Origin of the sequence: Martinezella lusitana (assembly GCF_900094565.1) — a bacterium.
Classification (GTDB): Bacteria; Pseudomonadota; Alphaproteobacteria; order Rhizobiales; family Rhizobiaceae; genus Rhizobium; species Rhizobium lusitanum.
This window is the reverse complement of record NZ_FMAF01000002.1, coordinates 480,241-506,409: the sequence shown is the minus strand read 5'-3', so window position 1 is coordinate 506,409 and position 26,169 is coordinate 480,241. Positions and strand designations below refer to the sequence as shown.

Here is a 26,169-nt window from a genome sequence, read left to right as displayed (position 1 = left end):
GAACTAGCTTATGCTACGGCGCCCGCGCCATTCTCACCCTGAGGTGCGGAGGCTCCTGAGCTTGTCGAGGGGGCGAAGCCTCGAAGGGCGAGCATGGCCCAGGCCCTCTGACAAAAAAAGCGTCCCAGAGGACCGCTTTCATCTCAACTATTGCATCCGGATCGCATCAATCCTGCGGGATCGAGCCGCGCAGATGCGAGAGTTCCATGATGAAATGCTCAAGGCGCGATTTGTGCTCGTGATGCTCGGCATCTTCAAGCTCGGCCTTGGCAGCATTGATGCGGCGCTCCAGCTCGTCGCGGCTCATGTCCTCGACCGTAACGGCGGATTCGGCCAGCAGAGTGCAGCCCGTCGGCAGGATGTCGGCGAAACCGCCGAACACGACGTAATCCTGCTTCTTGCCCGAGGCCAGATGCACCTTGACGACACCCGGCTTGATGGTGGTCATGGTCGGCGCGTGATGCGCCATGACAGTCATCTCGCCTTCCGAGGCGGGGATGACGACATCGATAACCTGCTCCGACAGGAGCAGGCGCTCCGGAGAAACCAGTTCGAAATTGAAATTGTCAGCCATGACCCGTCACTTCTCGATTGTCTCATTCGCAAGGCAAGGGCGCGCGAGCAATGCCGCGCGCCGATGGATTGGCCTTAGGCAGCCAGCTTCTTGGCCTTTTCGATCGCTTCTTCGATCGAGCCGACCATGTAGAAAGCGGCTTCCGGCAGGTGGTCGTATTCGCCGTTGACCAGGCCCTTGAAGCCCTTGATCGTGTCTTCGAGCGCAACGAGCTTGCCCGGCGCACCGGTGAAGGCTTCGGCGACGAAGAACGGCTGCGACAGGAAGCGCTCGATCTTGCGGGCGCGGGCAACGGCCAGTTTGTCTTCTTCGGACAGTTCGTCCATGCCGAGGATGGCGATGATGTCCTGGAGAGCCTTGTAACGCTGCAGGGTCGACTGGACCTTACGAGCGATTTCATAGTGCTCTTCGCCGACGACCATCGGGTCGAGCATGCGCGAGGTTGAGTCGAGCGGGTCGACAGCCGGGTAGATGCCCTTTTCAGCGATCGAACGCGACAGAACCGTCGTCGCGTCCAAGTGGGCGAAAGAGGTGGCCGGCGCCGGGTCGGTCAAGTCGTCGGCCGGAACGTAGATGGCCTGAACCGAGGTGATCGAGCCCTTGGTCGTCGTGGTGATGCGTTCCTGCATCTGACCCATGTCGGTGGCGAGCGTCGGCTGATAGCCCACGGCCGAAGGAATACGGCCGAGCAGAGCCGACACTTCCGAGCCTGCCTGGGTGAAGCGGAAGATGTTGTCGACGAAGAACAGAACGTCCTGGCCTTCATCGCGGAAGTTCTCGGCAACCGTCAGGCCGGTCAGAGCGACGCGGGCGCGAGCGCCCGGCGGTTCGTTCATCTGGCCGTAAACCAGGGCAGCCTTGGAGCCTTCGCCGCCGCCGTGCTTGTTGACGCCGGATTCAATCATTTCGTGGTAAAGGTCGTTGCCTTCGCGGGTGCGTTCACCCACGCCTGCGAACACCGAGTAACCACCGTGCGCCTTGGCAACGTTGTTGATCAGTTCCATGATGAGAACGGTCTTGCCGACGCCTGCGCCGCCGAACAGGCCGATCTTGCCGCCCTTTGCGTAAGGTGCGAGCAGGTCGACGACCTTGATGCCGGTGACCAGGATCTGACCTTCGGTCGACTGCTCGACGTAAGACGGCGCGTCCTGGTGGATGGAGCGCTTATGGGCCGTGACCAGCGGGCCGGCTTCGTCGACGGGCTCGCCGATGACGTTCATGATACGACCGAGCGTTTCATGACCGACCGGAACCGAGATCGGCGCACCGGTATCCGAAACGATCTGGCCGCGAACCAGACCTTCGGTGGAGTCCATGGCGATCGTGCGGACCGAGTTTTCGCCGAGGTGCTGCGCGACTTCCAGAACAAGGCGGTTGCCGTTGTTGCTGGTTTCGAGAGCATTCAGGATCTTCGGCAGATCGCCATCGAAATGAACGTCAACGACGGCGCCGATAACCTGCGTAACCTTGCCGACCGAAACTGCGGCCTGAGCTGCGTCAGCCATAATCTTACCCTCTTTTCCTAGCCTCAGAGCGCTTCCGCGCCCGAAATGATTTCAATCAATTCCTTGGTGATCTGCGCCTGACGCTGACGGTTGTAGCTCAGTGTCAGCTTGTTGATCATCTCACCAGCATTGCGCGTCGCATTGTCCATCGCACTCATCTTGGCGCCCATTTCGCCGGCAACGTTCTCAAGGAGCGCGCGGAAGACCTGGACGGAGAGGTTGCGCGGGATCAGATCCTCGAGGATCGAAGCCGCATCCGGCTCGTATTCATAAACTGCACCCTTGTGGGCAGCATCTTCTTCGACGGCGGCGGGAGCCGAAGCCGGGATGAGCTGCAGCCCGGTCGGCACCTGGCTGATCACCGACTTGAACTCGGAGTAGAACAGCGTGCAGACATCGAACTCGCCAGCTTCAAACATCTCGATGAAGCGCTTGCCGATGGCATCCGCATTCTCGTAGCCGATGCGCTTGACGTCGCGCAGTTCCTTGCGCTCGACGATCAGGGAAGAATACTCACGACGCAGGATGTCGTAACCCTTCTTGCCGACCGTGAAGATCTTCACGGTCTTGCCTTCGGAAAGCAGCTTGCGAATGTGATCGCGGGCAAAGCGCGCGATCTGCGAATTGAAACCACCGCAAAGGCCGCGTTCAGCCGTGCAGACCACGAGCAGATGCACATCGCTCTTGCCGGTGCCGGTCATCAGCAGAGGCGCGCCGTCAGCTTCGCTGACAGCAGCCGTGATGTTGGCAAGAACGGCGCCCATGCGCTGCGAATACGGCCGCGCGGCCTCCGCCGCCTCCTGGGCACGCCGAAGCTTCGCCGCGGCGACCATTTTCATCGCCTTGGTGATCTTCTGCGTCGCCTTGACGGAGGCGATCCGGTTTTTCAGATCCTTAAGTGAAGGCATCCGGTATCCGTCCTAGAAGTGAGGTCCGATCAGGCGAAAGACTTGGCGTAGCTGTCGAGAGCAGCCGTAAGCTTGCCCTTGGTCGCGTCGCTGATAGCCTTTTCGGTCCGGATCGTATCGAGGATCTCCTTGCCTTCCGAACGGAGGTAGGACAGCAGACCCTGCTCGAACTTGCCGACCTGCGGAACCGCGACCTTGTCGAGGTAGCCGTTGACGCCGGCAAAGATCACCGCAACCTGCTCTTCCGTCTTCAGCGGCGAGAACTGCGGCTGCTTCAGGAGTTCGGTCAAGCGGGCACCGCGGTTCAGCAGACGCTGCGTTGCGGCATCGAGGTCCGAGCCGAACTGAGCGAAGGCGGCCATTTCGCGATACTGCGAGAGTTCGCCCTTGATCGAGCCGGCAACCTGCTTCATCGCCTTGATCTGCGCGGACGAACCGACGCGCGAAACCGACAGACCGACGTTAACGGCCGGACGAATGCCCTGATAGAACAGGTCGGTTTCAAGGAAGATCTGGCCGTCGGTGATCGAGATCACGTTGGTCGGAATGAAGGCCGAAACGTCGTTGCCCTGCGTTTCGATGACAGGCAGAGCGGTCAGCGAACCGGCGCCCAATTCATCGTTCATCTTGGCAGCGCGCTCGAGAAGGCGCGAATGCAGGTAGAAAACGTCGCCCGGATAGGCTTCGCGGCCCGGCGGGCGGCGCAGCAGCAGCGACATCTGGCGGTAGGAAACGGCCTGCTTCGACAGGTCGTCGTAACCGATCAGCGCATGCATGCCGTTGTCGCGGAAATATTCGCCCATGGCGCAACCGGCGAACGGAGCCAGGAATTGCATCGGAGCCGGATCGGACGCCGTCGCGGCGACGATGATCGAATACTTCAGCGCGCCGCGCTCTTCGAGCACCTTGACGAACTGAGCAACGGTCGAACGCTTCTGGCCGACCGCGACATAGACGCAGTACAGCTTTTCGCTGTCCGGGCCCGCATCGTGGATGGCCTTCTGGTTCAGGATCGTGTCGAGAAGAATGGCGGTCTTGCCGGTCTGGCGGTCGCCGATGACGAGCTCGCGCTGGCCGCGTCCCACAGGGATCAGCGCATCGATGGCCTTGAGGCCGGTCGACATCGGCTCATGGACCGACTTGCGCGGAATAATGCCCGGAGCTTTCACGTCGACGCGCGAACGGCGGGTCGCATTGATCGGGCCTTTGCCGTCGATCGGGTTGCCGAGCGCGTCGACGACGCGGCCAAGCAGTTCCGGACCGACCGGAACGTCGACGATCGCGCCGGTGCGCTTGACGGTGTCGCCTTCCTTGATGTCGCGGTCGGAGCCGAAGATGACCACACCGACGTTGTCGGCTTCAAGGTTCAGCGCCATGCCGCGGATGCCACCCGGGAATTCGACCATTTCGCCGGCCTGGACGTTATCCAGACCGTAGACGCGGGCGATACCGTCACCGACGGAAAGAACCTGGCCGACTTCGGAGACTTCAGCTTCCTTGCCGAAATTTTTGATCTGATCTTTCAGAATTGCGGAAATTTCCGCGGCGCGGATATCCATCAGCCGACCTCTTTCAATGCAAGCTTAAGGGTGGAGAGTTTGGTGCGAAGGGACGTATCGATCTGACGCGAACCAACCTTGACGATCAGGCCGCCGAGGATCGACGGATCGACCGTGACGGCAATCGCCACGTCCTTGCCGGTGACGCCCTTCAGCGCCGCCTTCAATTCATCTTCCTGCGCTTGGGTAAGCGCATGCGCCGAGGTGACCTCGGCGGAAATCTCGCCGCGATGCTGGGCGGCGATGATACGGAAAGCCTTGATCATGCCCGGCAGCGCAAAGAGGCGCCGGTTCTTGGCCACAAGCTTCAGAAAATTAGTAACGAAGGCGCCGAAGCCAGCTTTAGTCGCCAGCGCCTCAATCGCGCCGACCTGCTCCTCAGACGAAAAGACCGGACTGAGGACGAAGCGCTTCAGATCGGCGCTGTCATCGAGCATGGCTTGGAACCGATCAAGATCGGCGGTCACTGTCGGTACTGCGCCCTCCTCAAGGGCCAATTCGAACAATGACGAGGCATATCGTTCTGCAACACCAGAAATATGCTGGGATGTGTCTGCCACGGGCACAAATTTCCCTGATTTCAACCCAAGAACTCGGCTTCCGGGTGACGGAAGCCATATATCCTTGAATTCGTTTTGATTTCCCCCAGAAATCAGCAGGAGTACGTTCCTACCTCATCCGAAATTCGGGGTTCGTCTAACATAGGATATTGAGACTCGCAACACGCGTATCCACGGAATACGCCATTCGGGTGAAATTATGATGGCAAAAATCGAAAAGCGTGGGGATAGCGCAGGGAAATAAGGCCACGCCGAGCCTATTTCAGTTCAAATATAGCCCATTCCGTAGAGAAGCGGTAGAGCGGCCAGAATCGCCTGCACAACCAGAAGGAGAAGATTCAAGAATACACTTCCACGATCCGACATAATCGAAAGGATACGGCCGAACGCCGCAACGCCGAAGGAGGCGCCAAGCGCCAGATAGATCATAGGCTGAGCCAGCAGAATCGCAACCAGCCCGAAGCCAGCAAGGAACCCGCCCGCCGACCGCGCCTCGGCATAGGCTTCGGATCGCCCCTCGCGCACCTGCAATCGAAGGAAGCGATAAGTGTAGCCCGGCGCGAACATCATGACGAGACCGATCAGCGCCGTAAACGCCGCCGAGCAAAAGGCAAGCTGCTCGCCGAATTCGGTCGGAAAATAGAATTCCATCGGTCGCCCCTAAAAGATCGATCGGTGCGCAAATCACCTGAATGAGACGGCCGACTTATGGCATGATCCGGCGGAGCAGGGAAAGGCATGCCGCCATATCAGCCGGGTCAAATCACAGAAAGCTCTGTGGATCGATATCGAGCTGCACCTGCACCGAGCCGCGCTCCCTGGGCGATTGCGCCAGCATGGCCCGGAGGAACCCCTGCATGTCGGAATTGCGCCGGCCGTGCACGAGCAGCCGGAACCGGTGGCGGCCGCGCACCAGGGCAAGCGGCGCTTCGGCCGGCCCGAGTACGGAAATACCCTGCACCTGCGGCGCGGCATTGCGCATGCCGCGGGCATGGGTCTCGGCATCCTGGCGGGTTTCGGCCGAAACGATGATCGAGGCGAGCCGGCCGAAGGGCGGCAGCACCGCCCTCTCGCGCTCGGAAATCTCGCGCTCGTAGAAGGCGCCGGCATCGCCTGAGACGATCGCCTGCATGACGGGGTGCTGCGGCTGGTAGGTCTGCAGCAATCCGTGACTCTTCAGCCCGGTTCTGCCTGCGCGTCCCGTCACCTGAGACAAAAGCTGGAATGTCCGCTCGGCGGCGCGCGGATCGCCATTGGCAAGGCCAAGATCGGCGTCGACAATGCCGACCAGCGTCATCAGCGGAAAATTGTGGCCCTTGGCGACCAGCTGCGTGCCGATGACGATATCCGCCTCGCCCTTGGCAATGGCTTCGAGCTCCAATCTCAGCCGCTTGACGCCGCCCATGATGTCGGAAGAAAGCATGATCGTTCGCGCTTCAGGAAAGTGCCGCTCCACTTCCTCGGCAATGCGCTCGACGCCGGGCCCGCAGGCAACGAGGTGGTCGAGCGTGCCGCATTCGGGGCAAGCCTCCGGCGTGCGCTCGGCATAGCCGCATTGATGGCACTGGATCTGGCCGCGAAACCGGTGCTCCACCAGCCAGCTTGAACATTGCGGGCACTGGAAACGATGGCCGCAAACGCGGCAAAGCGTCAGCGGCGCATAGCCGCGCCTGTTGAGGAATAGCAGCGCCTGCTCGCCCTTGGCGACCGTCTTGCCGATGGCGCGGAGCAAGACAGGCGAGAGGAAGCCGCCGCGTTCCGGCGCGTGGCGGCGCATGTCGACCAGATGCAGGTCGGGAAGGGCGGCATCGCCGAAGCGCGTCGGCAGGTGAATGGTGGTGTAGCGCCCGCTCTGTCCGTTGACCTGGCTTTCGACCGAGGGCGTGGCGGAAACCAGCACGACGGGAAAATCGCCGATGCGGCCGCGCACGACGGCCATGTCGCGCGCATTGTAATAGACGCGGTCCTCCTGCTTATAGGCCGGATCATGCTCCTCATCGACGATGATCAGGCCGAGCTCCTCGAAGGGCAGGAACAGCGCCGAGCGCGCCCCGGCCACGACCCTGACCTCGCCCGTCACCGCCTGCCGCCAGACCTTCTCGCGCATACGCGGCGCGAGATCCGAATGCCATTCCGCCGGCTTGGCGCCGAAGCGATCCTGGAAGCGCTCCAAGAAACTTGCCGTCAGCGCGATCTCGGGCAGCAGGATCAACACCTGCTTGCCGCGCCTCAGCGTTTCGGCGATCGCCTCGAAATAGACCTCCGTCTTGCCGGAGCCGGTAACGCCGTCGATCAGCGAGACGGAGAACTCGCCCTTGCGCACATCGACCAATATCTCGTCGGCCGCTTCCTTCTGCGGCCCCTCCAGCCGCGAGCCGATATAATCCGGATCGGGCCGGGCGACGACGGGCGGCGGCGGCAGGAAGATGGTTTCGAAAATACCTTGCGAGATCAGCCCATCGACGACGCTTGTGGAAACGCCGGCCGCATGCGCCAGGCCGATGCGTGTCCATGACAGCCCGTCGGCGGCAGTCTCCATGACCTTGGCGCGCGCCGGCGTCAGCCGCTCCGGCTGTCCGCCGATGAAGCGCAACCCCTCGATCATCGGCTCGGGATCGAAGGCGGCCGGCGCGCGCAAGGCCATGCGCGCCACCAGCCCCGGCGGCGACAGCGTATAGGTGGCAACCCAATCGATGAAATCGCGCATATGCTTGCCGAGCGGCGGGCAATCGAACACACGACTGATGGGGCGAAGCTTCTTCGGATCGACGCCGCCATCCTCGTCGCCATCCCAGACGACGCCGATGACCTGCCTCGGCCCGAGCGGCACCTGCACGACAGAACCCGGCTCGACCGCCATCCCCTCAGGCACCGCATAGGAATAGGCCTTCGGCGCCGGCAACGGCACCAAAACCGGAACCGTGCGGCTCATCACAAGTTTCGCGGGCGCAGCCTCGAAAAGCGCACCGAACAGATCGGAAGAATCTTTATTCATTGCGCCAGACCATGCCCCGGACGGGCACAAAAGAAAACCCGGATTGCCGGATTGCCACTATTCGTCTTCATCGTCGATCACACCGGTCAGCCGCATGCCGTCGATCCAGGTGGCACCATCTTCGCGGATCACCCGGCGCGGCCGCACGCCGCAGCGCTCGCGCACGGCAGCGGCCAGAACCTCCGAGTGGGTGACGATCCAGATTTGGCTGGTCTTGGCCGCTTGCGCGATCATCTCGGCAAGCGGCACCAGCATGTCGGGATGCAGGCTCGCCTCCGGCTCGTTGAGCGCGATCAGCGGCGGCAGGCGATAGGACATCAGCGCAGCCGCCAGGCCGAGGAAACGGATCTGGCCGTCGGACAATTCGCGCGGCTGAAAGACGCGCCTCGGGAATTCGGGCAGCATCAGGCCGAAATCCGCCGTCTCCTGCGGTTCCGGCACGACGAGACGCGCCCCACCAAGGGCGGCGGCAATGACGCGATCGAGTTCAACGGTATCTTCGCGCGTGTGAACAAGCGTGGCGAAGACGGCAGCGATATTGGCGCCGTCCTCGTCCAACATCGGAGAAGTCACCGCAAGGCATGGCGCACGCAGCGGCGAGCCGCGATCGGTGCGAAAGCCATGGTAGAACCGCCAGGCATCGACGGCCCGTCGGAACGTGCCGACTTCCGGATAATATCCGGCATCGCCGAGCAGAGCGATCGCCGTTTCGGATGTCAGCGCCTGCTCGGGATGCGCCTGCATGCGGCCATTCTCGCCACGAACGGAAATGCCCGGTCCTTCGCGCTTCATCATCGTTACCGACCGCCGGCCCGTTTCGATCGACAATTCCTCAGCCTTGACTTGCGGCTCCAATGGAAAGCCGGCAGAGGCAAGCGGCGGCCGCATGCCGGCCTCGATCCAATAGCGGAAGGTCGCTGCCCGCTCCATGTCGAGCAGCTCGACATCGAAGCGGATGCGGGCTGATTCATGCGAGCGCCGCTTGCCCGACCACATGGCCGAGAACATGCCGCCCTCGCTGGAAATCTCATGCGCCAGCCGCCCACGGACCGCCGCCTGTACGAGCTGCAGCGAACGATAGAGATTGGATTTGCCGACGCCATTCTCGCCGATGAACAGGTTGACATCAGCGAGATCCATTCGGATCGAACGCAAAGAGCGGTAATTCTGGGCGAACATCGAGCGAAGTTGCATGCCCCGGTCTAGCCGATTCCCGATTTAAAGAGAATGCGCGGCCAAGGCCTCGTCCTGCCGCCTGGGCGAAACGAGCGGCGAGAACCTCGCATTGCCGTCAGCCGCAAGATCGACGACCGTGTGCTTCTCCAGCGCTTTCGTCACCTCGTTGACGTCGCCGTCCAGATGCTCGACGGGAATGAGATTGCCGACGAGGAAGTCGAACTGGTCGCCGCGCTTGTTCAGAAGCTCGTGAAAGACAGTCATATCGCGCAGCTCGGTCGACCATCTGGCGAGCCAGTAGAACAGGCCGGAATTGCGCGCCGTCAGGTGCACCGGCAGGATCGGCAGATTGTATTTGCGGGCCAGACCCACGGCGGATGTCTTCCACGGACGCTCGTTCAGCTTGCCGTCCGCCCAATAGGCGATGCGGCCGGACGGAAAAAGCACGGTGACCTTGCCGTCGGCGACGGCGCGATTGGTCAGCTGCAGTGTCTCGCGCGTCTTCGGCTTGCTCTTGTGCTCCTCTCGCCATTCTACCGGAATGATCATCTCGGCGAAACGCGGATTGACGCGGACGGCATCGCGATTGGCAAAGATCATCATGTCAGGCCGGCGCGATTTCAGGAGATCGAAAACGGCGACGCCGTCGGCAATGCCGGTGGGATGATTGCTGACGAGAATGAACCCGCCGGATGCCGGGATGCGATCGGCGTGGGTGACGTCGATGTCGAGCTGGAGCAGATCGCTCATATATTCGAAGCATTGAAAGCCGGACAACTTGGCGACATCATTGGCGAATTCGATCGCCTTGTTGTAGCGCAGCAGCGTGTAGAGAAAGGGGCGCATGACCGGCCAGAGCGGATTGCGAACGATCTTTTCGCCACGTTCGGCGATCAGCATATCGACAATATGTCCCGGCTGACCCTGCGACACCAAAGCGATCGCTTCTGCAATCTGTCCCAATGCAGTTATCGAACCGCGGCGTGCCATGAAGTATCCTGAATGGTTGGGGTATATTCTATTGCAACCGAATATGATCGAAGCATGACAAGCGCCTCGCATATAGCCGCCAAATCATCGGGGATTTAGGAACCGGCCCATATGCAGTTTTTTGGAGTGCCGTTGCTCCCGCAGCACATCGGAAATGCAAGCAGTGCAACGGGAAAGTTAGTGATTCCATAACCTTCCCTAATTCAAAGTGGCAGAAGGAATTTGAATTTCAAGGGGTTTTCCACTGAACGAATTGTTGATCATTGCCGACTCAAGGTTGATGGCGGAGCGTAGCCGCTGGCTCGACGCGCTCGGTCAGGAGCGGCGGCTCTCCGCCCACACGCTGAATGCCTACGAGCGCGACACGCGGCAATTCCTCACCTTTCTCACCGGCCATCTCGGCGGCCCGGCAACGATCGCGGATATTCACGCGCTGCGCCCCGCCGATTTTCGCGGTTTTCTCGCCGCGCGCCGAAAAGAAGGGGCCGGCGCCCGTTCGCTCGGGCGCAATCTTGCCGGCCTTCGGTCGCTGCTGCGCTATCTCGAAAAGAAAGGCCTGGTGAATGCCGCAGGCGCGGCGGCCGTGCGCTCGCCGAAACAGCCGAAATCGCTTCCCAAGCCGCTTTCCGATACGCAGGCCATCACGGTGGTCAGCGATGAGGCACAGTTGCATGAGGAGCCATGGATCGCTGCGCGCGATGCGGCCGTGCTGACCCTGCTCTACGGCTGCGGCCTGCGCATTTCCGAAGCGCTGGATCTGAAGCCGCAGGATATGCCGCCGGGCGCGACTGCGCTGCGCATCACCGGCAAGGGCAACAAGACGCGGCTGGTGCCGCTACTATCAATCGTCGTCGAGGCGGTCGATCACTATCGCGCGCTCTGCCCCTATCATCTCGACGCGGACGGCCCCCTCTTTCGCGGCGCGCGCGGCGGCAAGCTGCAGCCGGGCATCATCCAGCACGGCATGCAGAAACTGCGCAGCGCCTTCGGCTTGCCCGATACCGCCACGCCGCATGCCTTGCGCCACTCCTTCGCGACGCATCTGCTGGCGGGCGGAGGGGACCTGCGCACCATCCAGGAATTGCTCGGCCATGCCAGCCTGTCGACGACGCAGGTCTATACCGGCGTCGATTCCTCACGGCTTCTGGAAGTCTACGATCGCGCCCATCCGCGAGCGTAAGAAAAGATTAACCCCTTGCGTTAAGGGAATATGCGTTTCGCAAGGATAGAGCAGAAACATGTTTCGACATGCCTCCCGAAAGCCGCTTTCGAGCTTTAGAAGTCATGTCCTCTGCCAGCGGAAGGTTTAGATGATTTCTGCCCTCGGATCCAGGACGATGCGGTCACCGACGCCGGCGATCGGTGGCATGCTCCTTTGGCTCGCCACGGCCTTTCCGCTGATGCTGGCGATCATATTGATCGCAACCATGCTGACGCTGCAATCGGCGCACGCCGATGAGACGGTGTCCGACAGCTGCGGCGGCAAGGATCTGATGGCGGAGCTGCAGAAAACCGATCCTGCCAAATATGCCTCCATCATCGCGGCAGGCGATAAAGTGGAAAACGGCAAGGGCATCTTCTGGAAGATCGAGAAATCAGGCCTGAAGCCTTCCTGGCTGCTCGGCACCATGCATGTCTCGGATTCGCGCGTGCTCACCATGCCGAAGGGCGCGCCGGAGGCCGTAGCGGCCGCCGATACGATCGTCGTCGAATCCGACGAAATTCTCGATGACAAGAGGGCAGCCGCGGCCCTCTTCGCCAATCCGTCGCTGACGATGCTCACCGACGGCTCGACCATCAGCCAGCATCTGTCGCCCGAAGATAACGCCAAGCTCGAAGCGGGACTGAAGGCGCGCGGCATTGCGCTTGCCGCTGTCTCCCGCATGCAACCCTGGCTGATTTCGAGCTCTTTCGAGATGACCGGCTGCGAAATCCACCGCAAGACCGCCGGCGCGAAATTCCTCGACCAGAAGCTGGCAAGCGACGCCGCCGCCGAGGGCAAGCAGGTCAAGGGCCTGGAGACGCTGGCCGAGCAGGCCAAGGCCATGAGCGATCTGCCGATCGCGCTGCATCTGAAGTCGCTGATCCAGACGCTCGAACTCGGCGACAAGATCAACGACGTCAACGAAACGATGACCGATCTCTATCGTGCCGGCAATATCGGCGCGATGATCCCGATGCTGAAGGTAATCGAGCCGGACCAGAACATCTCCGACGACGACACGGCGGCCTTCGAGCAGCGCATCATCCTCGATCGCAACAAGGTGATGGCCGAACGCTCCGCACCGATCCTCGACAAGGGCAACGCCTTCATCGCCGTCGGCGCGCTGCATCTGGCCGGCGACCAGGGCTTGGTGGCGCTGCTGCGCAAGCAGGGCTTCACGGTAACGGCAGTAAACTGACCGCGCTCATCCGTTTGCCGAAATTGGCGAGCATTGTTATGACGATCAGCCGGTGGAATGGTGTAATCAGCGCTATATAGATCCGCCCGAGCCATATCTTTCGCCTGACCAGTGTCGTCGCATCGACCAGCCGACGCCCCTGGTCGTCGTGCCGCACGTCGATGACGACACGAAAATCGAGGTGGCGATCGTCGAACCCCAGAACGACTTGATTGTCCGACTTGCTGACGACCGGAAAGAAACCGATCGTTTCCAGCTCATCCGCCACCAGGCTACGGCTGGATCTCAATCCGAATAGACCAGTCACGGCGTCGCGCAGCCGCACCAATAGCCGCACCCACAGCGGAAACCGGCCAAGCATGGCATGCGCAGCCGTAATTGCCGTAAAATCCGATCTCGCGACCTGCAGCTCATAGCAATCCGCCCAATCCGCACCCGGCAGCGCGGGATGCGGCATATACGGTGTCACCATCCGAGGCCTTGCAGACATCGTCTCGCCCGTTGCGTCCATCCCTGCAACCTATCACACTCAGCACATCAACCTGAACAGACAAATGCCGGCTGCGACGATTGTGCAGGTGGACGGCCGGCTAGAGCAGGTCCTGCGATCGATGAATCGATTGTGAGGTGACGCGGCGCGGCGAAGCTGATTCAACATCCACAGCAAAGAGGTGGATGATGGCACAAGCACTGAGCGATGATCTTCGGTTACGCGTATTGAAAGCGTCTGCGGCGGGCATGTCAGCACGGCAAGCCGCAGCCCGGTTCGGAGTGGGAATTTCGACGGCGATCCGGTGGATTGCAAGAGCAAAAGAGGGCGAGGCGACCTCCCGCCCACAAGGTTGGAAACGCCCCTCGGCTCTCGACGCACACGAGGCATTCGTTGTCGAGCTGATCGAAGAGCGCAAGGATGTTACGCTTGATGAAATGGTCGAGCGCTTGTCTGTTGAGCGGCAGGTGAGCATCAGCCGGAGTGCACTCGGCGCATGGCTGCGAGGCCACGGATGGACGTTTAAAAAAAGACCGCACATGCACTGGAGCAAGACCGGTCGGATGTCCTGAAGCGCCGACGTAGCTGGTTTGATAACCAGCTCGATCTCGATCCTGACCGACTGATATTTATAGATGAAACCGGCCTCTCGACGAAGATGGCCCGTCTACGCGGGCGTGCACTTCGAGGCGAGCGTTGCCGAGCCGGTGTTCCGCACGGCCATTGGAAAACAACGACATTTACCGGCGCGTTGCGCCTCACCGGAATGACTGCGCCGTTTGTCTACGATGGAGCGATGAACGGTAACGTCTTCCTGGCTTATGTCGAGCAGGTGTTGCTGCCGACCCTGCGGGTGGGGGACGTTGTCGTCATGGACAACTTGCCGGCCCACAAGACATCCGGCGTGCGCGATGCCATCGAGCGCGCCGGCGCCAAACTCATGTTCCTGCCGCCCTATAGCTCAGACTTTAACCCCATCGAGAACGCATTCTCCAAACTGAAAGCCATGTTGCGAGGCCGGGCAGAGCGAAAGATCGACGCCCTGTGGGACGCAGTCGGCGCTCTGCTACCCCGCTTCACTCCGGCGGAATGCGCAAACTACTTCAGGGCCGCTGGATATGACCCGGAATGAACAAGATCTGCTCTAGCGCACAGCCGATCCGTTAGCCGGCAATATTTTCATACGCCAGGACGTCTCCGGCTTCAGATAGACTGTCGCAATTGCCCGGACATCCTGCGCTGTTATGGACTGGTAGCCGTTGATGCTGCCGCGAATCCGCTCGAGACGCCGGGCATCCGTCTGGGCACCATGCAAGCTCTCCAGCCAATAGCCGTTGGTCTGCTGCGAACGCTTTATCTCCTCCACGATCGGAGCCTTGGCGCGCGTGAGTTCGTCCGGTGAAACGTCCCTATCCCGCAAATCGGCGCTGATCTTGTCCACCAGATCGAAGAAATGATCCACCTTCGCCGGAACTGTCTCGACGTAGACATAGGCAAAGCCATAGCCCGGGATCGATCTGGACAGGTCGACGTCGCCCTGTGGGCTGTAAGTCGCGCCCTCGGCAATGCGGAACTGATCGATCAGGCGATTCCGGAAGATCGCTCCTGTAACATTGGCGGCAACGGCGCGCGGCAAATCGGAGAGAAAATCGCCGATCGGCATGGCAACAAGCGCGCCGGCATTGTCGCTTCGCCCGTCCTGAAGCCGCACGACCGGTTCCGGCGTCGGTGCCGGAAAAAGCGCGCTACTGTCGGTCCGCTCCTGCGCATCGGGCCGGGCCGGCAGCGCACCGAAGGTCTGTGCGGTCATGCGGATCGCATCATCCACCTGAACATCGCCGGCGATGATGACTTCGATCTGCCCCCTGGAAAGGAACGGCCGCAAGAGTGCCTCGAAATCTTCCGGCTTGGTGTCGAGCAACTGTGTCCGGTCCGGAAAAGTCCAGCGCGGATCATTAGAATGCAAAAGCCCGGGAAGATCGCGGCCGACCACGGTCCCTGGCGTTGCCTGAAGCTGCGTCAGACTGTTCAGATAGGCCTGTTGCACCCGCTTGAAGACATCAGGACGGTAGGCCGGATCGGAGACATAGGCCGTCAGAAGCTGCAATTGCGTCGCCAGGTCGCTCGGCCGCGTCGCCCCCTCGAATCTGAAGGAGCCATCCTGGATGGAAAAGTCGCTGCCGACGACGTTGCTGGCGAACGCCTTCTGCAAGTCATCGTAGCTGATTGCTTTGAGGCCGGACAGCGGCACCGTCGGCGCCGCCCATATTGGCAGCGGGCGGTCATGCGGCAGATCGAGCCGACCGCGACCGATATTCGCACGAACCAGGACTTCGTCGCCGCGGAGCTTTGTCGGCTTGACGGTCAGGCGGACGCCGTTGGCAAAGCGTACCATCGTCACGCCGAGATCATCGACGACTCGCTGTTCGACGACGGCTCCGGCCTTCCCGAAATCGGTATACGCCCAGACGGCCGCTGTCGTATGCTCCGGCGCAGTAACCGGCACGGCGCGCGAGTCCGCATAGGCCTTTTCAACAGCCGCGACACCGCCCTCGGGCATTTGCGGGATCTGCAGTACCAGTTGCGGACCGTTGCCCGCAAAGGCAGCCTGGAGACTCTGGTTGACCTCGGCCGCTGTCAAGCCTTTCATCGCAGCATCGAAGAGCGAGAGGTCTTCCGCCGGCGAGGTGAAGACCACGCCTTTGCCGACACTCCAGGCCAAAGATCCGGCAATGTCCGGGCTCGTGCGCGTTGCAGCGCCGCCCGTAGCCGCCTGCAGCGTCGACCGGTATTCGGCAATTTCGCGATCGATCTCGCTTTGCGCAGCACCGAACTCGGCAATGCGGCGCTGCTCCTGATCGATGGCGGCAAGCGCCGCCTGCCACTTGTCGGGATCGCTATCGGCGGCAATCATCGTGACGTGCGCGGACTTCAACAGATCCTGAGAACCGGCCTGCGCGCTGACGAAAGGCGGGTTGGGCTGTTGCGCCAGAACGGAGATGCGCCGGTTGAGAACAGCCAGCCCTATCCCGTCGATCAACTGCTGACGACGCTTGGCAACTGTGTCCTGCGAACCATCATAGGGACGCGTCCAGGCGATCTGCACGCAGGTGGCGCCACCCGGCACAACCACGGTTCCAACGCGCTCCCCGTGTTTTTCAAGAGCGCCCAGATCGGGCTCCGCCGGCGCCGGTGTATTTGACATCCAATTGCTGAAGCGGCTGCGGATGTCGGCTTCGAGGGCCGCCGCATCGATATCGCCGACCACGATCAGCGTGGCGCGTTCCGGCCGATAATTGGTGCGATAATAGTCCCGCACCAGATCGACCGGTGCGTTGCTGATGATGTCAGTCTTGCCGATAGGCGGACGCAGCAGCACGCGCTGGCCGGGCAGCAGCAGGTTCATGAAGCCGGTTCCGCCCCGATATTGCGGCGTATCGCGCAGCTTCTCCTCCGAGAGGATGACGCCGCGCTCGCGGTCGAAGGCGCCGGCGTCCAGCGTGAGTTCGCTCGCCGTCTCGCGCATCAGCATCAGGCCGGTGGAAACCGTCTCGGCATCGGCCTCAGGCAGATCGAGCGCATAGACGGTTTCGTTGTAGCTGGTCGAAGCGTTCGTATCCGCGCCGAAGGCCAGGCCGAGGCGCTGGAGGATTCGGGTCATCTCGCCTTCGGGAACGTGGGTCGAACCCTTGAACGCCATATGTTCGAGAAAATGCGCCAGCCCCTGCTGATCGTCTTTTTCCTGGAGCGAACCGGTGCCGATGCGAAACCGGATCGCCACCTGCCCCGCAGGCGTCGCATTATGCATGATGGCGAAACGCATACCGTTGGGCAGCGTGCCGAAACGGAGATCGGGTTCCGCCGGCAGATCGCTGGCGGCTTGCGGCCAACCGACATCAGGCGTTTCGGCATGAGCCGGGAGCACACCGGTCACTAGGACCGTGAAGACGACAACAATGAACAGTTGTAGGGATGCGGCAATAGCTGGGATTTGGCGTGACATGCTTGCTTCGGTGATTGGGGGAGCTTCGATGATGCGATGCACGAGAGGCCCCGTTCATCGCATCATCGCATGTCCATTGCAATCCCAGTATTCGACCGAGCTTAAACGCCGTTCTTACATGTGGATCGGCTTGAAAAAGGTCGCAAGCGCTGCCTCCTTCACGGCTTCCGACATGGTCGGATGCGCATGGCAGGTGCGGCCGAGATCTTCCGACGACCCACCGAATTCCATCAGCACGGTAATCTCGTGGATCATCTCACCGGCGCCGAAGCCGACGATATGGCCGCCCAGAACCCGGTCCGTTTCCTTGTCGGCCAGGATCTTGACGAAACCATCGGTCGCCAGCATGGCGCGGGCGCGGCCGTTGGCGGAGAACGGGAACTTGCCGACCTTGTAGGCGATGCCCGCGGCCTTCAGCTCTTCCTCGGTCTTGCCGACGGAGGCGACTTCCGGCTGGGTGTAGACGACGCTCGGGATGACGTCGTAGTTCACATGGCCCGCCTGGCCGGCGAGGATCTCGGCGAGCGCCACGCCCTCGTCTTCCGCCTTGTGCGCCAGCATCGGACCCTTCACCACGTCGCCGATGGCATAGATGCCGGCAACGTTGGTCTTGAAGTGGCCGTCGATCTCGACGCGGCCACGATTGTCGAGCACGACGCCGGCCTCTTCCAGGCCAAGGCCTGCCGTATAGGGCTTGCGGCCAGTCGCGACCAGCACGACATCGGCGTCGAGCACGACCTTGTCGCCGCCCTTGACCGGCTCGAAGGTAACCTTCGCGCCACCGCCGGACTTCTCGACGCCGACCACCTTGGCGCCGAGATGGAATTCCACGCCCTGCTTGGCCAGCATGCGCTGGAACTGCTTGGAGACTTCGCCGTCCATGCCGCCGAGGATGGTGTCGAGATATTCGACGACGGTAACCTTGGCGCCGAGGCGCGACCACACCGAGCCGAGCTCGAGGCCGATGACGCCGCCGCCGACGACGATCATCTTGCCCGGTACCTTGTCGAGCGCGATGCCGCCGGTGGAGGAGATGATGATCTTCTCATCGATTTCGAGCGGCACGCCCGGAATGCCGGCAACGTCGGAGCCGGTGGCGATGACGATGTTCTTGCCCTCGATCTCCGTCACCTTGCCGTCGTCAGCCGTCACGGCAACCTTGCCGGCGGAAACGATCTTGCCGGTGCCCTGGAAGGCATCGATCTTGTTCTTCTTGAAGAGGAAGGCGACGCCATCGACATTCGACTTAACCGTCGCGTCCTTGTGGGCCATCATCTTGCCAAGGTTCAGCGTCGGCGTTGCAACCTCGACGCCGAGCGCGTCCATGCCATGGCCGGCCTGATGGAACACTTCGGAAGCGTGCAGCAGCGCCTTGGAGGGAATGCAGCCGATGTTGAGGCAGGTACCGCCAAAGGTCACTCGCTTTTCGACGACCGCCACCTTCAGGCCGAGCTGCGCCGCCTTGACTGCGCAGACATAGCCGCCCGGGCCGGTTCCGATAATGATCACATCGTAGGACATCGTTTAATTTCCTTGTTTTCTATCTCTGTTAGTCGGCCGCCCGCGCCAAGGCGAGGCGGATGCCGAAGCCGACGAGCGCCGCTCCGGTGATGCGGTTGAACCATTTGCCTGACGCGATAAAGCGATCGCGAACCGGCTTGACGGTGAAAAAGGTGGAGACGCCGGCAAACCAGGCGACCAGAGCCGCCGCCATGCCGATGCCGTAGCTGAACTGGATCAGCGCCGGCGTGTCGTGATGCACGAGCGTCGAAAACAGCGACAGGAAAAACAGCACCGGCTTCGGGTTGAGCGCATTGGTGATGAAGCCCGTCGCCAGGCAGCGCCAGGCGGAGACCGGCTTGCGGTCGGCATCGGTGATCTCGATTTCCGCCACCTTGAAGCCCGGATCGCGGAACGACTTGAGGCCGAGATAAACGAGATAGAGAACGCCGGCCCATTTGATCATGCTGAACAGGACAAGCGATTGCGAGACGATCAGGCCGAGGCCGAGGATGGTGTAGCTGATGTGGAAGAGCAGCGAGAAGCCCATGCCGAGCCCGGTCATCATGGCGGCGCGGCGGCCATGCACGATGCTCTGTCGCAGGATGACGGCAAAATCGGCGCCGGGAATGACGATGAAGATTGAGAACACCGCCATCAGGCCGAGGAATTCGAGAATATATTGCATGAAAGCCACCCTTCCGCTTAACGGCCACCGCTCACGTCGAGCAAGGCACCCGTTATATAGGATGCGTGAGGCCCCAGGAGATAGAGGATGGAGTCGGCCACCTCGTCGGCCGTTCCGGCACGCTTCATCGGCAATTGCGGAGCGATGTCGCGAGCCCGGTCCGGCAGGCCGGCGGCGGCGTGGATATCCGTATCGATGATGCCGGGCCGGACGGCGTTGACGCGGATGCCTTCGGCCGCCACCTCGCGCGCCAGACCGACCGTGAAGGTATCGATCGCCCCCTTGGAAGCGGCATAATCGACATATTGCCCGCCGCCGCCGAGCGTGGCGGCCAGAGAAGAAACGTTGACGATCACGCCGCCCTTGCCGCCGTGCCGAGTCGACATGCGGCGCACCGCTTCCGCCGCGACGAGCATCGAGCCGGTGACATTGACGCGGAACATGCGGTCGATCCGCTCAGGCGTCATTTCGTCGAGGCGCTGGATCACACCAACGATGCCGGCATTGTTGACGAGGCCATCGAGGTGGCCGAAATGCGCGTCGATCGTGGCAAAGATGGATTTGATGTCCTCGGGCTTGCCGACATCGCCGGCGATTGCGATCGCCTCGCCCCCGGCCTCGCGGATCGTCGCCACCACAGCCTCGGCCGCCTCCTTGTTGGACGCGTAGTTGACCGCCACCGCCCAGCCATGCTGAGCAGCGGCCACTGAAACAGCCGCGCCGATGCCGCGGCTGCCGCCGGTTACGAGAAGAACGGGTGCACTCTCGCTCATTGATAGCATCCTTTCAGGCTGAGGACGTCCCAGGGCGCAACGGTTGCCTTGCCCTCGCCCCAAAGAGAAGACTTCTGGATCGAGGGTCCGAGCGCCGGCAGGAAAAGCCGTTCCGCCGCACTCTCGCCCTCGGTCGGAAGCGCGCTGATATGGCCCTTCAGGTCCGAGGCATAGACCATGCCCTGCCAGACGGTGCAGGCCCTCAGATCGGCCCCGGTCACATCACCTTCCGGGCACTCGAACATGATCCTGCCATCGGCGCGCTTTTGATCGTCGGTGCGCGTGACAACGCCATCGGCCACGACGTTGGTGTTGCGCACGGCAAGCTTGAACTTGTTGCTGACGGATGATTCCGACCCCATGGGCTCGAAGCGCAGCTCATAGGCGTCATCCATATCGCCGTAGACGGCCTTTTCCTGCACGCATTCGCCTGCCAGAGCCAGTGCCGGATTAACAGCAAAGGCCATCATCGCCCAGCGCACCGGAGCCAGCCGCGTCATCATGCGGTTAGTCAACATCGTCATTCCCCTCCCGGTTCGCGCCGGCCATCGGCGTTCTCCGTCACGCCGAAGTCGGTGAACAGAACCAGCGGCCGCCCGCCGGCATCGAGGCCCCAGAAGACCGGATAGAAGCCATCGCCCCAGCCGCTCCAGAAGATGGCGACATTACCACGCTCGCCGGCCACCGGCCGGTGCATGGCATATTTGTCCTTGTTCGCCTCGAGCTCGGGCGCCAGGACATCGTCATAGTAGTTGATATCCGAGGACGACTTCTCGGCCCGGACCTGCTTTTCCCGCTCCTGAATGAGAGCATAGGTATCGGCATCCATATAGCAGCCGAGGCCAGCATCCACCGGATAGCCGAAGAACTCCTCACCCTTCAACGCATTGATATCCTGGCCCGGAATGAGCGCCAGCTCCCAGCGCACCGGCTTGCCCTCGGCAAACCGAATGCTGCCGGCGGCGATGCGGCCGAAGGCTTCATAGAGCGTCACTGGATAATCGCCCGGAGGCACGGTCCTGACCAGCGCCGGACGGCCCGGTCCGACCAGCGGATCGCTGGCAACGATGCGGCCGGACGTCAGTTCGACATTACCGATGCGAAGGACGGTGATCGATCGTGCAGCAAGATCGGCGTCGCTGAGCGACGCCAGATCGAGGTTGCTGCTGAGCTTGGAAACGTCGAACTCATCCGCGCCGGCGGATGATGGCACCCATGCGGCGACGGCGCACAACAATCCGCGCAGCGTCCGCATGGGCCATGTCGACATGATCCAACGCTCCCTTAGAGATCGAGAACCAGGCGTTCCGGATCTTCCAGGCTTTCCTTGACGCGCACGAGGAAGGTCACGGCTTCCTTGCCGTCGACCATGCGGTGATCGTAGGAGAGCGCCAGATACATCATCGGACGGATGACGACCTGACCGCCGATGACGACCGGACGTTCCTGGATCTTGTGCATGCCGAGAATGCCCGACTGCGGCGCGTTCAGGATCGGTGAGGACATCAGCGAACCATAGACGCCGCCGTTGGTGATGGTGAAGGTGCCGCCCTGCATGTCAGCCATCGACAGCGTGCCGTCACGGGCAGCTTTTGCCAGACGGCCAAGCTCCTTCTCGACCTCGGCGATCGACATCTGGTCGGCATCGCGAATGACAGGAACGACGAGGCCCTTGTCGGTACCGACAGCCATGCCGACATGGCAGTAGTTCTTGTAGATGATGTCGGTGCCGTCGATCTCGGCGTTGACGGCCGGCAGTTCCTTCAGGGCGTGCGTGACGGCCTTGGTGAAGAAGCCCATGAAGCCGAGCTTCACGCCATGCTTCTTCTCGAAGATGTCCTTGTACTTGTTGCGCAGGTCCATGACCGCCTTCATGTCCACCTCATTGTAGGTGGTGAGCATGGCGGCGGTGTTCTGCGCATCCTTGAGGCGGCGGGCGATCGTCTGGCGCAGGCGGGTCATCTTGACGCGCTCTTCGCGGCTGACGTCCTCGACGGCGGTCGGCGCACGCGCGGCGACCGGAGCAGCCGGCGCGGCGGCAGGCGCCGAGGAAGCCTTGGCGATGGCGGCGATGGCATCGCCCTTCAGGACCTGACCGCGCTTGCCGCTGCCATCGACCTGATCGGCGGAGATATTGTTCTCGGCGAGCAGCTTGGCGGCGGCCGGAGCCGGCGGCATGGCGGAAGCCGAAGCGGAAACGGTTGCTGCAGCAACCGGCGCGGCAGCGGCAGGAGCAGCCGGAGCGGCAGCCTGAGCCGGAGCGGCGGCGGCACCGTTGCCGGCACTGATCTGGCCGAGCAGCGCGCCGAGGCCTACGGTCTCCCCGGCCTGGGCAACGATTTCGGACAGCGTGCCAGCCGCAGGTGCTGGAACTTCGATCGTCACCTTGTCGGTTTCAAGCTCGAGAATCGGCTCATCGGCCTTGATGGCATCGCCGACCTTCTTGAACCAGGTGCCGACGGTCGCCTCGCTGACGGACTCGCCGAGGGTAGGAACGCGGATTTCAGTGGCCATTGTTCAGATCCTGATTTTTCGTCGTTATACGTTAAGTAGATGATCCGGCAGCAGGCGGCCGGAGAATGATCGATGGCATCGGCGAGATTTCGGTGCGGAAGCCGAGTCCTGCAAGAAGGACGGGATCAGCATCGCAGAGCGCCTTCGCGGTGTCGGCATCTTCTGTCTCGATGATCGCCATGCCAAAGGCACCGGCGGCAGCGAAGACCGGGCCGACGACAATGGCCACCCCGGTTTGCGCATGCCCGTGCCAATAGGCGGCATGTTGCTGCATGGCCGCCATCTCCTCCCCAGTGGCGTCATGTGGAAAGCTGGGACGCGGCGGCACGAGTTTCATATGAAAATAAGCCATCGTCCCACCTCCCTATCGTCTTTGCTCGATGACCTTGTCAGAAAACCGCTTCGCACTTTTCTGGATCATGCTTCAACCGCCAAGCGCATCCTCAAGGAACGCCGCAAGCTGCGTCAGATGCTTGGACATCAGGCCCGTCGCCGGAGAGGCGGCGGCCGGACGGCCGGTGTAGCGAACGCGCTGGTACTTGGCATCGATATGGGCGAGCACCCATTCCAGGTAGGGATCGATGAAGGACCACGCGCCCATGTTCTTCGGCTCTTCCTGGCACCAGACCATCTCCGCATTGCGGAAGCGGCTGAGCTCGTTGATGAGCGCCTTGGCCGGGAACGGGTAGAGCTGTTCGATGCGCAGCAGGTAGATATCGTCGATGCCGCGCTTCTCACGCTCTTCCAGAAGATCGTAATAGACCTTGCCCGAGCAGATGACGACGCGACGGATCTTGTTGTCCTTCTGCAGCTTGATCGGGCCGTCCTTGATCACTTCCGCATCGTCCCAGAGCAGACGATGGAAGGAGGTTTCCCCCGCCATTTCCGCCAGGCTCGACACGGCGCGCTTATGACGCAGCAACGACTTCGGCGTCATCAGGATCAGCGGCTTGCGGAAGTCACGCTTCAACTGGCGGCGCAGGATATGGAAGTAGTTTGCCGGCGTTGTGACGTTGGCGACCTGCATGTTGTCTTCAGCGCAGAGCTGCAGATAGCGCTCGAGGCGGGCCGAGGAATGTTCCGGACCCTGACCCTCATAGCCATGCGGCAGCAGGCAGACGAGGCCGGACATGCGCAGCCACTTGCGTTCGCCCGACGAGATGAACTGGTCGAAAACGACCTGCGCGCCGTTGGCGAAGTCGCCAAACTGGGCTTCCCAGAGCGTCAATGCGTTCGGGCGGGCCAGCGAATAGCCGTATTCGAAACCGAGAACAGCCTCTTCCGAAAGCATCGAGTTGATGACTTCATAGCGGGCCTGGGTCGGCGACAGATTGGCGAGCGGGATGTAGCGCTCTTCGGTTTCCTGATCGTAGAGAACCGAGTGACGCTGCGAAAATGTGCCGCGTTCGCAATCCTGGCCGGACAGACGGATCTTGTGGCCCTCGACAACAAGCGAGCCGAAAGCGAGCGCTTCCGCCATCGCCCAATCGATGCCTTCGCCTGTTTGCACCATGTTGGCGCGGTTTTCCATGAAGCGTTGAATGGTGCGGTGCGCGTGGAAGCCGGCCGGAATTTCCGACAGCTTGCGGCCGATCTCCTTCAGCGTCTTCATCGGCACGGCGGTCTTGCCGCGGCGCTGCTCGTCGGCATTGTCAGCCGCATGCAGGCCCGACCATTCACCGTCCAGCCAGTCGGCCTTGTTCGGCTTGTAGTGCTGGCCGGCCTCGAACTCCTGCTCGAGATGGGCGCGCCAATCAGCCTTCATCTTTTCGACTTCGCCCTCGGTCAGCACACCTTCGGCGACCAGCCGCTCGGAATAGAGCTGCAGAACCGTCTTGTGGGCGCGGATGACCTTGTACATCTTCGGCTGCGTGAAGGACGGCTCATCGCCTTCGTTGTGGCCGTAGCGGCGGTAGCAGAACAGGTCGAGGACGACAGGCTTATGGAACTTCATGCGGAATTCGGTGGCGATCTTGGCCGCATAGACAACGGCTTCCGGATCGTCGCCGTTGACATGGAAGATCGGCGCTTCGATCATCTTTGCGACGTCGGACGGATAGGGCGACGAGCGCGAGAAGGCCGGATTGGTGGTGAAACCGATCTGGTTGTTGATGATGACGTGCATCGTGCCGGCAACGCGATGACCGCGCAGGCCGGACAGGCCGAGAATTTCGGCAACCACGCCCTGGCCGGCGAAAGCCGCGTCACCGTGGATCAGCAGCGGCACGACCTTGGCGCGTTCGGACAGCGGAATGATGTCGCCATCCCATTGGGTGGCGCCCATATCCTGCTTGGCGCGGGCCTTGCCCATGACGACCGGATTGACGATTTCCAGATGCGACGGATTGGCCGTCAGCGAAACGTGCACCTTGGCGCCATCGAAATCGCGGTCGGAGGACGCGCCCAGATGGTACTTGACGTCACCGGAGCCTTCGACTTCATCCGGCGCGTAGGAGCCGCCCTTGAACTCGTGGAAAATCGCCCGGTGCGGTTTGCCCATGACCTGAGAAAGCACGTTCAGGCGGCCGCGATGGGCCATGCCGAACAGAGCCTCCCTGAGGCCGAGCTGACTGCCGCTCTTCAGGATCTGCTCCAGTGCCGGGATCAGCGATTCGCCGCCGTCGAGACCGAAGCGCTTCGTGCCCTTGAACTTGACATCGAGAAACTGCTCGTAGCCTTCGGCTTCGATCACCTTCTGCAGGATCGCCTTCTTGCGCTCGGGATTGAAAGCAATACCCTTATCGACGCCCTCGATGCGCTCCTGGATCCAGGCCTTCTCTTCCGGATTGGAGATGTGCATGAATTCGACGCCGAGCGTCGAGCAGTAGGTGCGCTCGAGGATCTCGATCATCTCGCGAATGGTCGCATATTCGAGGCCAAGCACGTTATCGATGAAGATCTTGCGATCGAGGTCGGCCTCGGTAAAGCCGTAGGCTTCCGGCGACAGCTCCTTGTAGTCCTCGACCGCAGCGGCGATGCCGAGCGGATCGAGCTTGGCGTGCAGGTGACCGCGCATGCGGTAGGCGCGGATCATCATGATGGCGCGGACGGAATCGCGCGTCGCCTGCAGGACGTCGGCGGTATCGGCCGGCGCGCCGGCGGTTTCCGCCTTGGCCTTGATCTTGGTCTCGATAACCTTCTCGACAATGCCCCAATCGCCGTCGAGCGCGGAAACCAGGTCGCCCTTTGCCGGGATCGGCCAGTTCTTGCGCTGCCAGGAGGCGCCCTTGGCCGCCCTCTTCACGTCGTCAGGACTGTCTTCCAGCGCCTTGAAGAATGACCGCCACTCGTCGGAAACCGACGATGCGTCGTCCTCGTAGCGCGCATAAAGCTGCTCGATATAGGCAGCATTCGCGCCATCCAGGAACGAGGTGATCTGAAATTGCTCGTTGGCTTCTTGCCTTGCCATGGTGATATGCGGACAGCCTCGTCCGCCTCCCGACTTGTTTGCATTGCCGGCTTATGGACATCCGGCGACCGTATTTCGTCCACGGCCCATTGGGCCGCACATCTGTTTCCAAAAATTGGAAGG

Annotated in this window: 22 protein-coding genes; 3 read left to right on the top strand and 19 right to left on the bottom strand. The window is 61.8% G+C overall.

Annotated features, from left to right (window positions below; all coding sequences use genetic code 11):
* Nucleotides 1–166 precede the first annotated feature (166 nt).
* From GA0061101_RS05650 to GA0061101_RS05610, 9 genes are all read right to left on the bottom strand, one after another.
* Nucleotides 167–574, bottom strand: a complete 408-nt coding sequence (locus GA0061101_RS05650) for a F0F1 ATP synthase subunit epsilon (protein ID WP_034511671.1) — start codon at nt 572–574, stop codon at nt 167–169.
* A 74-nt stretch (nt 575–648) separates the two neighbouring features.
* Nucleotides 649–2,079 carry a F0F1 ATP synthase subunit beta gene (atpD, locus tag GA0061101_RS05645; RefSeq protein WP_037196782.1) on the bottom strand — a complete coding sequence of 477 codons (1,431 nt, stop codon included), beginning with the start codon at nt 2,077–2,079 and terminating at the stop codon, nt 649–651.
* 23 nt (nt 2,080–2,102) lie between these two features.
* Nucleotides 2,103–2,987: a F0F1 ATP synthase subunit gamma gene (locus GA0061101_RS05640; RefSeq protein ID WP_092573207.1), complete on the bottom strand. Its 885-nt coding sequence runs from the start codon at nt 2,985–2,987 to the stop codon at nt 2,103–2,105.
* Nucleotides 2,988–3,016: 29 nt separating this feature from the next.
* Nucleotides 3,017–4,546, bottom strand: a complete 1,530-nt coding sequence (gene atpA / locus GA0061101_RS05635) for a F0F1 ATP synthase subunit alpha (RefSeq protein ID WP_037196785.1) — start codon at nt 4,544–4,546, stop codon at nt 3,017–3,019.
* On the bottom strand, nt 4,546–5,112 hold the full coding sequence (locus GA0061101_RS05630; RefSeq protein WP_080760447.1) for a F0F1 ATP synthase subunit delta: 567 nt from the start codon (nt 5,110–5,112) through the stop codon (nt 4,546–4,548). The genes atpA and GA0061101_RS05630 overlap by 1 nt, the downstream gene beginning before the upstream one ends.
* Nucleotides 5,113–5,373: 261 nt before the next feature.
* Nucleotides 5,374–5,757, bottom strand: coding sequence for an AGROH133_08824 family phage infection protein (locus GA0061101_RS05625; RefSeq protein WP_092573206.1), 384 nt, complete (start codon nt 5,755–5,757; stop codon nt 5,374–5,376).
* 112 nt (nt 5,758–5,869) lie between these two features.
* Complete coding sequence (locus GA0061101_RS05620; RefSeq protein ID WP_092573205.1) at nt 5,870–8,101, bottom strand: primosomal protein N'; 2,232 nt, start codon at nt 8,099–8,101, stop codon at nt 5,870–5,872.
* A 57-nt stretch (nt 8,102–8,158) separates the two neighbouring features.
* A complete protein-coding gene (locus GA0061101_RS05615) occupies nt 8,159–9,295 on the bottom strand; it encodes an AAA family ATPase (RefSeq protein ID WP_092573204.1) in 1,137 nt (378 codons plus the stop codon).
* Nucleotides 9,296–9,319: 24 nt separating this feature from the next.
* Nucleotides 9,320–10,267, bottom strand: a complete 948-nt coding sequence (locus GA0061101_RS05610; protein WP_092573203.1) for a GNAT family N-acetyltransferase — start codon at nt 10,265–10,267, stop codon at nt 9,320–9,322.
* A 244-nt stretch (nt 10,268–10,511) separates the two neighbouring features.
* Between GA0061101_RS05610 and GA0061101_RS05605 the strand changes: the two genes are divergently transcribed.
* Together GA0061101_RS05605 and GA0061101_RS05600 are read left to right on the top strand one after the other, a co-directional pair.
* Nucleotides 10,512–11,447, top strand: a complete 936-nt coding sequence (locus GA0061101_RS05605) for a tyrosine recombinase XerC (protein ID WP_037196791.1) — start codon at nt 10,512–10,514, stop codon at nt 11,445–11,447.
* Between the two features lie 130 nt (nt 11,448–11,577).
* Nucleotides 11,578–12,669 (top strand): TraB/GumN family protein, encoded by a 1,092-nt coding sequence (locus GA0061101_RS05600; RefSeq protein WP_092573202.1) that lies wholly within the window; start codon nt 11,578–11,580, stop codon nt 12,667–12,669.
* Here GA0061101_RS05600 and GA0061101_RS05595 read toward each other — a convergent pair.
* Nucleotides 12,647–13,159 carry a DUF2867 domain-containing protein gene (locus GA0061101_RS05595; protein WP_092573261.1) on the bottom strand — a complete coding sequence of 171 codons (513 nt, stop codon included), beginning with the start codon at nt 13,157–13,159 and terminating at the stop codon, nt 12,647–12,649. The two genes, GA0061101_RS05600 and GA0061101_RS05595, sit on opposite strands and share 23 nt — an antisense overlap.
* Nucleotides 13,160–13,347: 188 nt before the next feature.
* Here GA0061101_RS05595 and GA0061101_RS05590 point away from each other — a divergent pair.
* A protein-coding gene (locus GA0061101_RS05590; RefSeq protein ID WP_245297438.1) for an IS630 family transposase occupies nt 13,348–14,291 on the top strand; the annotation gives its coding sequence in 2 pieces (ribosomal slippage) (nt 13,348–13,683 and nt 13,686–14,291; 942 coding nt in all).
* Nucleotides 14,292–14,303: 12 nt separating this feature from the next.
* On the opposite strand, the gene GA0061101_RS05585 is transcribed toward GA0061101_RS05590, so the two are convergent.
* The 9 genes from GA0061101_RS05585 to GA0061101_RS05545 all read right to left on the bottom strand — a co-directional run bounded on the left by GA0061101_RS05585 (nt 14,304) and on the right by GA0061101_RS05545 (nt 26,046).
* Nucleotides 14,304–17,162 (bottom strand): M16 family metallopeptidase, encoded by a 2,859-nt coding sequence (locus tag GA0061101_RS05585; RefSeq protein WP_208864990.1) that lies wholly within the window; start codon nt 17,160–17,162, stop codon nt 14,304–14,306.
* A 114-nt stretch (nt 17,163–17,276) separates the two neighbouring features.
* Nucleotides 17,277–18,683, bottom strand: a complete 1,407-nt coding sequence (gene lpdA / locus GA0061101_RS05580) for a dihydrolipoyl dehydrogenase (RefSeq protein WP_092573200.1) — start codon at nt 18,681–18,683, stop codon at nt 17,277–17,279.
* 28 nt (nt 18,684–18,711) lie between these two features.
* Nucleotides 18,712–19,350 carry a LysE family translocator gene (locus GA0061101_RS05575; protein ID WP_037196796.1) on the bottom strand — a complete coding sequence of 213 codons (639 nt, stop codon included), beginning with the start codon at nt 19,348–19,350 and terminating at the stop codon, nt 18,712–18,714.
* 17 nt (nt 19,351–19,367) lie between these two features.
* The gene (locus GA0061101_RS05570; protein ID WP_037196798.1) at nt 19,368–20,123 is read right to left on the bottom strand and encodes an SDR family oxidoreductase; all 756 of its coding nucleotides are present in this window, start codon (nt 20,121–20,123) and stop codon (nt 19,368–19,370) included.
* A complete protein-coding gene (locus GA0061101_RS05565; protein WP_092573260.1) occupies nt 20,120–20,623 on the bottom strand; it encodes a hypothetical protein in 504 nt (167 codons plus the stop codon). The genes GA0061101_RS05570 and GA0061101_RS05565 overlap by 4 nt, the downstream gene beginning before the upstream one ends.
* Nucleotides 20,624–20,643: 20 nt before the next feature.
* Nucleotides 20,644–21,393 (bottom strand): DUF4241 domain-containing protein, encoded by a 750-nt coding sequence (locus tag GA0061101_RS05560; protein WP_092573199.1) that lies wholly within the window; start codon nt 21,391–21,393, stop codon nt 20,644–20,646.
* A 14-nt stretch (nt 21,394–21,407) separates the two neighbouring features.
* Complete coding sequence (odhB, locus tag GA0061101_RS05555) at nt 21,408–22,637, bottom strand: 2-oxoglutarate dehydrogenase complex dihydrolipoyllysine-residue succinyltransferase (protein ID WP_092573198.1); 1,230 nt, start codon at nt 22,635–22,637, stop codon at nt 21,408–21,410.
* A 31-nt stretch (nt 22,638–22,668) separates the two neighbouring features.
* A complete protein-coding gene (locus tag GA0061101_RS05550) occupies nt 22,669–22,989 on the bottom strand; it encodes a YciI family protein (protein WP_092573197.1) in 321 nt (106 codons plus the stop codon).
* A gap of 72 nt (nt 22,990–23,061) precedes the next feature.
* Nucleotides 23,062–26,046, bottom strand: coding sequence for a 2-oxoglutarate dehydrogenase E1 component (locus tag GA0061101_RS05545; protein WP_037196805.1), 2,985 nt, complete (start codon nt 26,044–26,046; stop codon nt 23,062–23,064).
* Nucleotides 26,047–26,169 lie beyond the last annotated feature (123 nt).